The sequence below is a fragment of the Cupriavidus sp. HY129 genome (assembly GCF_059492215.1).
Genome location: NZ_CP083255.1, coordinates 592,331 through 605,453, shown reverse-complemented (window position 1 = coordinate 605,453; position 13,123 = coordinate 592,331). Strand labels below are relative to the sequence as shown.

The following is a 13,123-nucleotide window of genomic DNA, read 5'->3' as shown; positions in this document are numbered from 1 at the left end:
TATAGGAAGCGACAGGGGAACCGAAAGGCCCGCGTGGAGCCTCCGGCGCTGGTTCTAGTGCGCGATGATCTGCTGCGGCGCGTCTGGCGTGGCGGTTGGCAGGCCCGAAGTGCCTTGCAGCCGCTTCCATTCGTCGAATCCACCCGCTAGCGCCCAGGTGTTCGGATACCCGGCCGTGCGCAGGCGTTCGGCCAGGACGGCCGCCGACATCTCGTGTGGACATGCGCAATAGACCACGAAGTCGGAACTGGCGTCATGGCCGGACAACGTGTCGAAGGGGCCCTTGATTTCCATCACGATCGAGCCGGGAATGCGCTCGATGGGGGCGACGCCATGGGCGCGCACATCGATGACGACGACTGGCTTGTCTCCTGCCGCCCGGCGCTGCTCGAATTCCATGACCGTCATGCGCGGAATCAGGCCGGACCGGCGCAGCAGGCGCCAGCGCATCCAGAATCGCCAGGCGATGAACAGCGCGAAGGCGCCGAGCACCACCATGAGAGCGATGTGGCCGAAGGCGCTGAAGGCGGCCAGGATCGTATCGACGAAATCGCTGAAGACCATGCCGGCGACCAGCGCGGCGCCGGCCCATACCAGCGCGCCGAGCGCGTCATAGAAGATGAAGGTCAGGAACGGCGTGGCGGTCATGCCGGCCATCGACGTGGAGAGCGCGCCGGCGCCAGGCAGCAGTTTGGCGAAGATCAGCGAACGGGGGCCCACGCGCAGGTATAGCGACTGGGTTTGCCGGATGCAGGTATCCGGTGAGATCGAGACGCGGCAGATCGTGCGCAGCATTGGCTGGCCCAGCCGCTTTCCGGCGAAGTACCAGGCGGTGTCGGCGATCAGACAGGCGGCAATCACGGCGAACAGTACCGTACCGATCGAGGGGCCGTTCGGTTGCATCGACAACGCACCCGCCACGAACAGCATGGGGTAGGCAGGAATCGGCAGCCCGGCCTGTTCGGCCAGCACATTGAGAAACACGAGCATCAGCCCGTGACCATCGAGCAAGCTCTGTAAATCACCCACGACAAGGTCTCCCGCCTGAACTATTGAAGCTCCCGGCGGCAGACATGACTTGGGGGCGCGGCCGGAGCAGGCTCACAGTTTGCCAGCGGACCGGGACGCTTGCACGCGTGTCTGATGGACGGCTTGATCAAATTCCTTGAACGTTGTCGCCGCCCGGCGCGGAGCGCCTGTTACTGCGCAGATCGCGCAATCGGTCGTTGAATTCGGTGACGATGGCGACATAGCGTGGCAGCAGCGCGTTTACGACGGCGGCCTTGCGATACTTCGCCGCCGACTCGATGGACTTGCCGGCCGCGACCAGCGTCGGACATCGGGCCAGCGCCGCACTGCCCTTGAGGCGATGAATGCTCCGATGCACGCCAGCCCAGTCACGCAGCTTGGCGGCTCGACGCAGATCGGTGAGATCGCCGTGGTTGGCGTCGATCAGGCGGGTCAGTAGCAGGTGGTACACGGTGGGGTCTTCGCGCGCGGCGCTTGCCAGCGCCGGGCCGAACGCCTGGCATTCCTCGGTGGTCAGCACGGAGGGGGTGCCGGAGGACGTCATGGAATCAGCCGGCAGCGTCGGGCAAAGTCGATCAGGTCCACCAGTGAATCCGCGGCCAGCTTCTTCATCACGCGGGTCTTGTAGCTGCTTACCGTCTTGTTGCTGATGAACAGCGCCTTGCCGATGGCCTTGTTGCTCATGCCACGGGTCAGCATCCGCAGGATTTCCACTTCCTTGTCCGTCAGCTTGCTCAGTCCTTCGCTGTCGCCGACGACGCGGCTTTCCCGCGGGTTGTCGCGAGGGTTGTTGTTGGGGAATACGGTGAAGCCCCCAAGCACGCTCTCGACGCATCGGAGGATGGCGTCCATGTTTTGCGTCTTGCTCACAAAGCCTTGTGCGCCGGCGTGATAGGCGCGTGCTGCGAACGGGATGGGATCCTGGGCGGAAAGAACCAGAATGCGGACGGCGGGGTGGAGGGCACGTATGCGTGGCACGGCATCCAGGCCGCTCATGCGGGGAATGTCGAGATCCAGCAGGACAAGGTCTGGCCTGTGCTGCCGGACCAGGTTGAGCGCGCCTTGCCCGTTATCGGCCTCCAGAAGGGTTGTCACGCCCAGAAGCTGTGAAAGCTGGGTACGCAGCGCCAGCCGTAGCGCGGGGTGGTCGTCGACGATAAGAATGCTTGCCATGCCTTGCTGCCTTGGTGGTAGCCCGACCATTCAGTGGGGCGGTCACTACATGACGGGGCAGTATAGGGAGGCGTTAGTGCTCCGGTAATGCGACGATTCCGCAGTTCGTGTAGGAATTTTCCATGGAAGGTGTCGGATTTGCGACTGGCCGATGCGGGCAGTCCGGCGGCACAAAAAAATTGCGGCCCTCCGCACTCAAACGGGGGCCGCCAATCGGGAATGCGAGGAGGTCAGATTCCTCAAGAGGGAATATCGGCGTGGGACGCGTGGGTTGATCCCTACCGACGTGGGGTCTGGGTCACTTTGGCTGCAGGGTCAGGCGGTGAGCCGGCGAGGCTGTGCTGAAGATATCGATTCGGCACGCAGCCGTTCCACGCCAGCTTCCATTTCCCGATGGGCGGCATCGAGCCAGGCGATGCGATGCCGGACCGGATCGTTGGGGGAAAGATCGGCTTCCCCGACCTCGCGCAGGAAGTAGCGCACCATGCTACCGGCCCGCGTGGGGACGGGCATCATGCCCAGCAGCTGTTGCTGGCAGAGCAGCCCCGCTCGGACGGCGTGTTCGAGCCCGGACCATGCCGTGCGACCGAGTCCGATGTAGAGGGCGTCCCGGGGGTATTGCGGGAGCCGGTCCAGAAACTCCCGCTGGAAGACGTCACGCAGCATCGGTGTGTCGAGCAGTTCATCCAGCGGACCGTCGAAAGTCAGCCCGCGGCGCGTCGTGGCGTGGGGCAGCAACGCCAGCGGCTGTATCGAATCGAAGCCCTCCTCGTCCCACAGGGACGTGGCATCTGGCTGGCTGATCAGTGCCGGCACGCGAAAGTGGTCGAGCATTCGTATGAGGTTAGGGCGCACCATCCGCCCGCCCAGTTCCACGCGGCGCTTGTTCTCGCGCTGGATCCGTGGTCCTGGTGCTTGGGTTTGCAGCAGTTCCTCTGTGACGGTTGCCGCAAGCCGGACATGCGTATGCCCGGGCGTGGTACTGACGATTACGAGCCGCGCACTGTTGTTCCAGTGCTCGTACGGCACGTACTGCATCGCGTAGATGTTGTCCTGGCCGATGACGACGGGTTTCTCCGCAAGACCTCGCGCGCCGCCCCGCCGGATGCGCGCGCAATACTCTTCAATGTAATTCGCCAAGGTGTCCCCGCTCCTGATGCATTCCTTGCTTCGCACTGCCAATGTTCTTTTTTGGCTTCATGGTAAGCCGATGCCCCGGGCCGACAAAGCGGTGGGGTGGCGCCTACGACCTGTAGCAACACTGGCTGCGTGGGGCAGCGCACAAAGCGAGCGAATGCGCCCAACGACGGTGCAAGGTCAGTGGACGACAAGTGCGTGTCGCGCTGCCAGGCAACGTTGCGGATCTAGTAGGGCAGGGTGATGACGGAGGGGAAGAATGGCTGGATAGCGAAAAAGGCCGGACACGGGAAGTGTCCGGGAACCCATTTGCTGACTCGGGTGTGTCTGAACCCGAGGAGATGAATGATAACGATTATCATTCATTAAATCAAGACGTCGGAGATGCGTCAGCCTGCGAGCGTGGTGTCGATCGAGATCTGGGAGGCGAGCACCTTGTGAACCGGACACTTGTTGGCGACGCGCAGCAGATCCTCCCGAGCCTTCTCATCGAGATTGCCCAGGAGTTCAAGGCGTCTCACCAGTTTGTAGGTGCCGGGCGCCTCTTCATGCGAAACCGTTACGCGAACTTCCTGCAGGTCGTAGTTCCTCCGTTTTGCGTAGATCTGCAGGGTGAGGGTCGTGCAGGCAGCCAGGGCGGAATCCAATAGGTCATGAGGATTGGGAAGGGCCGCATCGCCAGCCGGTGCGTCGAGATCTGCCTTCCAATGGGCCGTGCCATTGCTCAGGTCACACACGCTCGAACCGGAGTCTGCCAACCACGTCGCTTCAATAGTCATGGATGCTTCCTTTTGAAAGAGGGCCCGGGGAGGCCGATGCACAGATTCTATACAGGGTTGATCGCGCCCCTTGATGTGATGAAAGAAGCCCTTTCATCGTTGCATAAAACTTTTATGACAAAGTGCTTGCCAACCCTGTGGGTGTCCCGTACTATTCGCCCCCTCGCAACACGAAACGCACTGCAAACGCAGCAGCGACAAGGGTTGCGGGGCGGCAGTGGGTTGGAGTTGCGAAGGGATGCAGCGCTGACCGGCAGAAAAAAGTTCTGCAAAAACTGTTGACGAAACGCTGAATGCTCTGCATAATCTCGTTTCTCCGCTGCAACGAAATGACGGCAACGTCAGCGAGGCAGCGACAGCGAACCGGCAAAGCCGGGCGCTGAGGTTCTTTAACAATCAAACAACCGATAAGTGTGGGCGCTTGATGGCGAACGCCACGGTGACTTCGGTCGCTGTGATGCTTCAAAAGTTATCAGTGCTCGCACAGTAAAACATGTTGGTTGGGTTCTTCGGAGCCTGGCCAGTCAGTTTTCTGAGAGTGAGCGACCGCTCGAAAGAGCGAGGTGCTTCGGCACCACACAGAGATTGAACTGAAGAGTTTGATCCTGGCTCAGATTGAACGCTGGCGGCATGCCTTACACATGCAAGTCGAACGGCAGCGCGGACTTCGGTCTGGCGGCGAGTGGCGAACGGGTGAGTAATACATCGGAACGTACCCTGTTGTGGGGGATAACTAGTCGAAAGATTAGCTAATACCGCATACGACCTGAGGGTGAAAGTGGGGGACCGCAAGGCCTCACGCAGCAGGAGCGGCCGATGTCTGATTAGCTAGTTGGTGGGGTAAAGGCCCACCAAGGCGACGATCAGTAGCTGGTCTGAGAGGACGATCAGCCACACTGGGACTGAGACACGGCCCAGACTCCTACGGGAGGCAGCAGTGGGGAATTTTGGACAATGGGGGCAACCCTGATCCAGCAATGCCGCGTGTGTGAAGAAGGCCTTCGGGTTGTAAAGCACTTTTGTCCGGAAAGAAATCGCGCTGGTTAATACCTGGCGTGGATGACGGTACCGGAAGAATAAGCACCGGCTAACTACGTGCCAGCAGCCGCGGTAATACGTAGGGTGCGAGCGTTAATCGGAATTACTGGGCGTAAAGCGTGCGCAGGCGGTTTTGTAAGACAGGCGTGAAATCCCCGGGCTTAACCTGGGAATTGCGCTTGTGACTGCAAGGCTAGAGTGCGTCAGAGGGGGGTAGAATTCCACGTGTAGCAGTGAAATGCGTAGAGATGTGGAGGAATACCGATGGCGAAGGCAGCCCCCTGGGACGTGACTGACGCTCATGCACGAAAGCGTGGGGAGCAAACAGGATTAGATACCCTGGTAGTCCACGCCCTAAACGATGTCAACTAGTTGTTGGGGATTCATTTTCTCAGTAACGTAGCTAACGCGTGAAGTTGACCGCCTGGGGAGTACGGTCGCAAGATTAAAACTCAAAGGAATTGACGGGGACCCGCACAAGCGGTGGATGATGTGGATTAATTCGATGCAACGCGAAAAACCTTACCTACCCTTGACATGCCACTAACGAAGCAGAGATGCATTAGGTGCCCGAAAGGGAAAGTGGACACAGGTGCTGCATGGCTGTCGTCAGCTCGTGTCGTGAGATGTTGGGTTAAGTCCCGCAACGAGCGCAACCCTTGTCTCTAGTTGCTACGCAAGAGCACTCTAGAGAGACTGCCGGTGACAAACCGGAGGAAGGTGGGGATGACGTCAAGTCCTCATGGCCCTTATGGGTAGGGCTTCACACGTCATACAATGGTGCGTACAGAGGGTTGCCAACCCGCGAGGGGGAGCTAATCCCAGAAAACGCATCGTAGTCCGGATCGTAGTCTGCAACTCGACTACGTGAAGCTGGAATCGCTAGTAATCGCGGATCAGCATGCCGCGGTGAATACGTTCCCGGGTCTTGTACACACCGCCCGTCACACCATGGGAGTGGGTTTTGCCAGAAGTAGTTAGCCTAACCGCAAGGAGGGCGATTACCACGGCAGGGTTCATGACTGGGGTGAAGTCGTAACAAGGTAGCCGTATCGGAAGGTGCGGCTGGATCACCTCCTTTCTAGAGGCTTGTGTTCACAAGTCAAGCGTTCACACTTATCGGTTTGTTTGCTGTTACAGCCAAGGGTCTGTAGCTCAGGTGGTTAGAGCACCGTCTTGATAAGGCGGGGGTCGTAGGTTCAAGTCCTACCAGACCCACCAAGTTATCGCGCGGGGGATTAGCTCAGCTGGGAGAGCACCTGCTTTGCAAGCAGGGGGTCGTCGGTTCGATCCCGTCATCCTCCACCAGTACCTTGGGGTTGTAGTCAAAGACAAGAATTCAGGCGGGTGCCTGAGTGTTTGTCTTTGGCTGTTGCCAACAGGCGTCAAGCCTGGCTGTTCTTTAACAATATGGGATGTAGTAAAGGTGTCGCGAGCGTTGATGAGACGCTGTAGTACAAACGCGATACCGGGTTGTGATTGTATCAACCAAAATGTATTTAAAGTGATCGAAAGATGACTTGGAATACGGCACAAACGCGAGAACTCAGACCTATGACGGTCGTGTCCTAGAGACACACTCGTTATAGGGTCAAGCGAACAAGTGCATGTGGTGGATGCCTTGGCGATTACAGGCGATGAAGGACGCGGTAGCCTGCGAAAAGCTTCGGGGAGCTGGCAAACGAGCTTTGATCCGGAGATGTCCGAATGGGGAAACCCGGCCCGAATGGGTCATCCCTGACTGAATACATAGGTCAGGGAAGCGAACGCGGCGAACTGAAACATCTAAGTAGCTGCAGGAACAGAAATCAACCGAGATTCCCAAAGTAGTGGCGAACGAAATGGGAAGAGCCTTGTACTCTTTAGCAGCATTGTTAGCAGAACGGGATGGAAAGCCCGGCCATAGCAGGTGATAGCCCTGTATGCGAAAACAGCGTTGTGGAACTAGGTGTACGACAAGTAGGGCGGGACACGTGAAATCCTGTCTGAAGATGGGGGGACCATCCTCCAAGGCTAAATACTCGTAATCGACCGATAGTGAACCAGTACCGTGAGGGAAAGGCGAAAAGAACCCCGGGAGGGGAGTGAAATAGATCCTGAAACCGCATGCATACAAACAGTCGGAGCCTGGAAACGGGTGACGGCGTACCTTTTGTATAATGGGTCAGCGACTTACATTCAGTGGCAAGCTTAACCGATTAGGGAAGGCGTAGCGAAAGCGAGTCCGAATAGGGCGTTGAGTCGCTGGGTGTAGACCCGAAACCAGATGATCTATCCATGGCCAGGTTGAAGGTGCGGTAACACGTACTGGAGGACCGAACCCACTAACGTTGAAAAGTTAGGGGATGAGCTGTGGATAGGGGTGAAAGGCTAAACAAATCTGGAAATAGCTGGTTCTCTCCGAAAACTATTTAGGTAGTGCCTCGTGTCTCACCTTCGGGGGTAGAGCACTGTCATGGTTGGGGGGTCTATTGCTGATTACCCCGCCATAGCAAACTCCGAATACCGAAGAGTGCAATCACGGGAGACAGACATCGGGTGCTAACGTCCGGTGTCAAGAGGGAAACAACCCAGACCGCCAGCTAAGGTCCCAAAGATTGGCTAAGTGGGAAACGAAGTGGGAAGGCTAAAACAGTCAGGAGGTTGGCTTAGAAGCAGCCACCCTTTAAAGAAAGCGTAATAGCTCACTGATCGAGTCGTCCTGCGCGGAAGATGTAACGGGGCTAAGCCAGTCACCGAAGCTGCGGACGCACGCAAGTGCGTGGTAGGAGAGCGTTCTGTAAGCCTGTGAAGGTGTCTTGTAAAGGATGCTGGAGGTATCAGAAGTGCGAATGCTGACATGAGTAGCGATAAAGGGGGTGAAAGGCCCCCTCGCCGTAAGCCCAAGGTTTCCTACGCAACGTTCATCGGCGTAGGGTGAGTCGGCCCCTAAGGCGAGGCAGAGATGCGTAGCTGATGGGAAGCAGGTTAATATTCCTGCACCGTCGTATGATGCGATGGGGGGACGGATCGCGGAAGGTTGTCCGGGTGTTGGAAGTCCCGGTCCCTGCATTGGAGAAGGCGCTTAGGCAAATCCGGGCGCGGAATTCAAGGATGTGGGGCGAGCGGCCTAGTGCTGCGAAGCAATTGGAAGTGGTTCCAAGAAAAGCCTCTAAGCTTCAGTCATACGAGACCGTACCGCAAACCGACACAGGTGGGCGAGATGAGTATTCTAAGGCGCTTGAGAGAACTCGGGAGAAGGAACTCGGCAAATTGGTACCGTAACTTCGGGATAAGGTACGCCCTTGTAGCTTGACTGGCCTGCGCCAGGAGGGTGAAGGGGTTGCAATAAAATGGTGGCTGCGACTGTTTAATAAAAACACAGCACTCTGCAAACACGAAAGTGGACGTATAGGGTGTGACGCCTGCCCGGTGCCGGAAGATTAAATGATGGGGTGCAAGCTCTTGATTGAAGTCCCGGTAAACGGCGGCCGTAACTATAACGGTCCTAAGGTAGCGAAATTCCTTGTCGGGTAAGTTCCGACCTGCACGAATGGCGTAACGATGGCCACACTGTCTCCTCCCGAGACTCAGCGAAGTTGAAGTGTTTGTGATGATGCAATCTCCCCGCGGCTAGACGGAAAGACCCCATGAACCTTTACTGTAGCTTTGCATTGGACTTTGAACCGATCTGTGTAGGATAGGTGGGAGGCTTTGAAGCGTGGACGCTAGTTCACGTGGAGCCGTCCTTGAAATACCACCCTGGTTTGTTTGAGGTTCTAACCTTGGCCCGTGAATCCGGGTCGGGGACAGTGCATGGTAGGCAGTTTGACTGGGGCGGTCTCCTCCCAAAGTGTAACGGAGGAGTTCGAAGGTACGCTTGGTACGGTCGGACATCGTACCTAAAGTGCAATGGCAAAAGCGTGCTTAACTGCGAGACTGACAAGTCGAGCAGGTGCGAAAGCAGGACATAGTGATCCGGTGGTTCTGAATGGAAGGGCCATCGCTCAACGGATAAAAGGTACTCTGGGGATAACAGGCTGATACCGCCCAAGAGTTCATATCGACGGCGGTGTTTGGCACCTCGATGTCGGCTCATCTCATCCTGGGGCTGTAGCCGGTCCCAAGGGTATGGCTGTTCGCCATTTAAAGAGGTACGTGAGCTGGGTTTAAAACGTCGTGAGACAGTTTGGTCCCTATCTGCCGTGGGCGTTGGAATCTTGACGGGGGCTGCTCCTAGTACGAGAGGACCGGAGTGGACGTACCGCTGGTGTACCTGTTGTCTCGCCAGAGGCATCGCAGGGTAGCTATGTACGGAAGAGATAACCGCTGAAAGCATCTAAGCGGGAAACTCGCCTGAAGATGAGGATTCCCTGGAGGCTTGACCTCCTTGAAGGGTCGTTCGAGACCAGGACGTTGATAGGCTGGGTGTGGAAGCGCAGTAATGCGTTAAGCTAACCAGTACTAATTGCCCGTAAGGCTTGATCCTATAACCAGTGTGTTTTACCTGGTGAGTGCGCCTTGTGCCCAGGTGTGCAACACAACCCAATCTTTACTACACCCAGATTCGCCGCGCTGACCTCGGGTCAGCCCGGCAACCCCTCATGCCTGGTGACCATAGCAAGTTGGAACCACTCCTTCCCATCCCGAACAGGACCGTGAAACGACTTCGCGCCGATGATAGTGCGGACTACCCGTGTGAAAGTAGGTCATCGCCAGGCTCTTATACCCAAAACCCCCAGCCCTATAAGCTGGGGGTTTTGCTTTTATGCCGCGCGATTTGAACGCAGGCCGTAAAAGCCCCCTCCGCAACTCTCCAGACCGTTGCCACGGCAGGCACCCATACGTATGATTTGCCGCCATGACTTCCGAGATTGAGCCCGCACCTGTCGAAGAACCAACCTGGTTTCTCTATTTGCTCGAGTGCGAAGGCGAATCCATCTATACAGGTATTACCACCGACGTTCAGCGTCGATATGCTCAGCATCTTGCTGGAATCGGCGCGAAGTACACGCGTTCTCGCCGGCCGCTGAGGCTGCTTGGATGGCTTGAGTTTTCGACGAAATCGGAGGCCCTAAAGGCCGAGATCCGAACAAAACGCATGAGTGCGGCGCAGAAACGAGACTTCTGCAGCCAACTCCGAACAACGTATCCATAGAAAAAAAGCCGGCAATATGCCGGCTTTTTCTTTCTTCACGTGCGATCGAGCGTCAAACCACGATCAGCGTCACGTCGATGTTGCCACGGGTGGCATTCGAGTACGGGCACACTTGGTGAGCCGCTTCCACCAGCTTCTGCGCGGCTTCCTTATCCAAGCCCGGCAGAGAGATCTTCAGTTCGGCCTGAATGCCGAACCCCTGGGGAATCTGGCCAATGCCGACCGCGCCATCGATCTTCGCGTCAGGCGAGATTGCAATTTTCTGTTGCCCTGCCACAAAGCGGATTGCACCCAGGAAACAGGCCGAGTATCCAGCCGCGAACAGTTGCTCCGGATTCATGCCGTTGCCACTACCACCCATTTCCTTTGGCACTGCCAGCTTGACGTTCAACTGGCCATCCGAGCTTTCGGCTCGGCCATCGCGGCCACCGGTTGCGGATGCGTGAGCGGTGTAGAGGACTTTTTCGAGTTTCATTTGAATACTCCAGGTTTTGCCCAGCGGGGGCGGGCTAGTCAAAGGTCCCGGCTTTTGCCGGTCAATCATCAGTCCGTGCGCCTTCCAGCGTGGACCGCAGTGCATGAAGACGCGACGTCAACGACTGAATCTCGGAGACCGAGCATTGCGTCGCGCACAGCAATTTCTCCGGAATGCCTACCGCCGAGGCGCGAAGCCTCCGGCCTGCATCCGTCAGGTTCACAAGGACACGACGCTCATCCTTGGCGTCTCGTTCGCGTGCTACCAATCCTGCTGACTCGAGCCGCTTGAGCAGTGGAGTCAAGGTGCCTGAATCGAGTGTCAGCCGTGTGCCCAGCTCCGAGACCGTTAGCGTGTTGCTTTCCCAGAGCACAAGCATGACCAAGTACTGTGGGTATGTAAGTCCAAGCTCACTTAAAATTGGCTTGTAGATCTTGGTCATCGCCAACGAAGTTGAATACAGGGCAAAGCACAACTGTTGGTCCAGCAAGAGCCAGTCGTTGCTTGATGCTTCAGTTCGGGAGGGAGTTGTCGTATCGCGCATGAACATATCTTATACACAATTAAATTGTGTGCAATATAAACTTTGCATCGAACCTATAGAGATTAGCTGCGCGCCGTGCGCGCACAAGAGCTAACGAGAAAAAGTAATCAAAAATGCACTCGCGGCCTGAAGCTAACCTGGCCGTGAACTGACCGTGTTCTTTAAGTCTGGCTTAAGTGTGGCTGCTTACCATGATTCCGTCGCGCCAAGAAAATCGTCGGCGCCATGGACCATCGAGAAAGGAAAGCACCATGATTCGTCAGACTCTCGCCCGCTCTGCTGTCGGTGTCGCTGCCTTGGCTGCCCTTGCCGGCGGCTACGCGTATCTGCAGAAGGATGCGATCACCCCGGGATACGCCGCACAGACCCCGGTCACCGCAAGCGCAGGACCGATTGCAGTCGCCACGCCAACGGATTTCTCGAGCATCGTGGATCAGTATGGCCCAGCGGTCGTGAACATCAGCGTGACCGCGCGCGCGCAGCGTACTTCGGCACAAGTGCCACAGGGCGTCGATCCGGATGACCCGCTGTTCCAGTTCTTCAAGCGATTCGGCCCGCAGTTCCAGGGGCCGCAGAATGCGCAGCCGCAACTGGTGCGTGGACTAGGCTCGGGATTCATCGTTAGCCAGGACGGTCTGATCCTGACGAATGCGCACGTGGTCGACAACGCTACCGAAGTCACGGTGAAGCTCACGGACCGGCGCGAATTCAAGGCCAAGGTGTTAGGCAGCGATCCGCAGACTGACATCGCGGTGATTCGCATCGATGCAAAGAACCTCCCCACGGTCCGGCTGGGCGACCCGTCGAAGACCCGCGTCGGTGAGCCGGTGCTTGCCATTGGGTCCCCGTACGGCTTCGAGAACACGGTCACTGCCGGTATCGTCAGTGCCAAATCGCGCTCGCTGCCCGATGACACCTATGTGCCGTTCATCCAGACCGACGTTGCGGTGAACCCCGGCAATTCCGGCGGTCCGCTGTTTAACCAGCGCGGCGAAGTGATTGGCATCAACTCGCAGATCTACAGCCAGACTGGTGGCTATCAGGGCCTCTCGTTTGCCATCCCGATCAACGTAGCGACCAAGGTCGAGGAGCAACTCGTAGCCCATGGCAAGGTCACGCGCGGCCGTCTCGGTATCTCGGTCCAGGAAGTGAACCAGGCCCTCGCGCAGTCGTTCAACTTGCCGAAGCCTGCGGGTGCGCTGGTCAATTCGGTGGAGCCGGACAGCCCTGCGGCGAAGGGTGGTGTGAAGGCTGGCGACGTGATCGTGCAGCTCGGCGATGACGTCATCGACCATTCCGGTGATCTGCCCGAGCATGTGGCCGACCTCAAGCCGGGCACCGAGACGAAGCTCAAGGTCATCCGCAAGGGGCAACCGCTGATGCTGACGGTCCAGGTAGGGGCGGTGAAGGAAGACGCCCTGGCTCAGAAGGGTAGCGGTGGTCAGGACGGCGGGCGCCTGGGTCTTGCGGTTCGTCAGCTGACGCCCGCGGAGAAGCGCGACAGCGGCATAGACGGCGGCCTCGTGGTCGAAGACGTGACGGGACCCGCTGCGCGAGTGGGTATCCAGCCGGGCGATGTCATCCTCTCGCTGAACGGCACGCCGATCTCTTCCGCCGAGCAATTGCGGGCGCTGGTGTCCAAGTCTGGCAAGCAGGTGGCACTGCTGGTACAGCGTGACGATGCGCGGATTTTCATCCCGCTCGACCTCGGCTGAGCGAGTGCGAGGAAGTGGTTTACGGTCCTCGCAAGACGTATACGGGACGTATACCGTAAACGGGTATACGTCCCGCAAACCCTTGCCAGAAGCGGA

At 57.9% G+C, this 13,123-nt stretch carries 9 protein-coding genes, 2 tRNA genes and 3 rRNA genes; 7 read left to right on the top strand and 7 right to left on the bottom strand.

All coding sequences use genetic code 11. From position 1 onward, the window contains the following. Positions 1 to 54: 54 nt before the first annotated feature. The 5 genes from K6G35_RS19160 to K6G35_RS19140 form a co-directional block, all read right to left on the bottom strand. Positions 55 to 1,029, bottom strand: coding sequence for a DedA family protein/thiosulfate sulfurtransferase GlpE (locus tag K6G35_RS19160; RefSeq protein WP_008645491.1), 975 nt, complete (start codon positions 1,027 to 1,029; stop codon positions 55 to 57). A gap of 127 nt (positions 1,030 to 1,156) precedes the next feature. Further along, complete coding sequence (locus tag K6G35_RS19155; protein ID WP_234707015.1) at positions 1,157 to 1,549, bottom strand: Hpt domain-containing protein; 393 nt, start codon at positions 1,547 to 1,549, stop codon at positions 1,157 to 1,159. A gap of 20 nt (positions 1,550 to 1,569) precedes the next feature. Beyond that, complete coding sequence (locus K6G35_RS19150) at positions 1,570 to 2,202, bottom strand: response regulator transcription factor (RefSeq protein WP_008645493.1); 633 nt, start codon at positions 2,200 to 2,202, stop codon at positions 1,570 to 1,572. 315 nt (positions 2,203 to 2,517) lie between these two features. Next, entirely contained in the window at positions 2,518 to 3,342 is an 825-nt protein-coding gene (locus tag K6G35_RS19145; RefSeq protein WP_186425838.1) for a hypothetical protein, read from the bottom strand. A gap of 386 nt (positions 3,343 to 3,728) precedes the next feature. Further along, positions 3,729 to 4,118, bottom strand: a complete 390-nt coding sequence (locus K6G35_RS19140) for an OsmC family protein (RefSeq protein ID WP_008645498.1) — start codon at positions 4,116 to 4,118, stop codon at positions 3,729 to 3,731. A gap of 587 nt (positions 4,119 to 4,705) precedes the next feature. On the opposite strand from K6G35_RS19140, the gene K6G35_RS19135 reads away from it, so the two are divergent. The 6 genes from K6G35_RS19135 to K6G35_RS19110 all read left to right on the top strand — a co-directional run bounded on the left by K6G35_RS19135 (position 4,706) and on the right by K6G35_RS19110 (position 10,293). Then, positions 4,706 to 6,237: ribosomal RNA gene (locus tag K6G35_RS19135) — 16S ribosomal RNA — on the top strand. A 63-nt stretch (positions 6,238 to 6,300) separates the two neighbouring features. Further along, positions 6,301 to 6,377, top strand: a tRNA-Ile gene (locus tag K6G35_RS19130). A gap of 11 nt (positions 6,378 to 6,388) precedes the next feature. Continuing rightward, positions 6,389 to 6,464 (top strand) — tRNA-Ala (locus K6G35_RS19125). A gap of 281 nt (positions 6,465 to 6,745) precedes the next feature. Further along, positions 6,746 to 9,624 (top strand): 23S ribosomal RNA (locus tag K6G35_RS19120). A 118-nt stretch (positions 9,625 to 9,742) separates the two neighbouring features. Next, positions 9,743 to 9,856 (top strand): 5S ribosomal RNA (gene rrf, locus K6G35_RS19115). The 16S, 23S and 5S rRNA genes sit together here with 2 tRNA genes alongside, the layout of an rRNA operon. A 140-nt stretch (positions 9,857 to 9,996) precedes the next feature. Next, positions 9,997 to 10,293, top strand: coding sequence for a GIY-YIG nuclease family protein (locus tag K6G35_RS19110; protein WP_008646923.1), 297 nt, complete (start codon positions 9,997 to 9,999; stop codon positions 10,291 to 10,293). A gap of 52 nt (positions 10,294 to 10,345) precedes the next feature. Here K6G35_RS19110 and K6G35_RS19105 read toward each other — a convergent pair whose 3' ends face one another. Then, on the bottom strand, positions 10,346 to 10,768 hold the full coding sequence (locus K6G35_RS19105; protein WP_286880690.1) for an organic hydroperoxide resistance protein: 423 nt from the start codon (positions 10,766 to 10,768) through the stop codon (positions 10,346 to 10,348). Positions 10,769 to 10,829: 61 nt separating this feature from the next. Next, positions 10,830 to 11,318, bottom strand: a complete 489-nt coding sequence (locus tag K6G35_RS19100; RefSeq protein ID WP_286880691.1) for a MarR family winged helix-turn-helix transcriptional regulator — start codon at positions 11,316 to 11,318, stop codon at positions 10,830 to 10,832. A gap of 245 nt (positions 11,319 to 11,563) precedes the next feature. Here K6G35_RS19100 and K6G35_RS19095 point away from each other — a divergent pair, with 245 nt between their 5' ends. After that, positions 11,564 to 13,027: a DegQ family serine endoprotease gene (locus K6G35_RS19095; RefSeq protein ID WP_286880693.1), complete on the top strand. Its 1,464-nt coding sequence runs from the start codon at positions 11,564 to 11,566 to the stop codon at positions 13,025 to 13,027. The last annotated feature ends 96 nt before the right edge of the window (positions 13,028 to 13,123 follow it).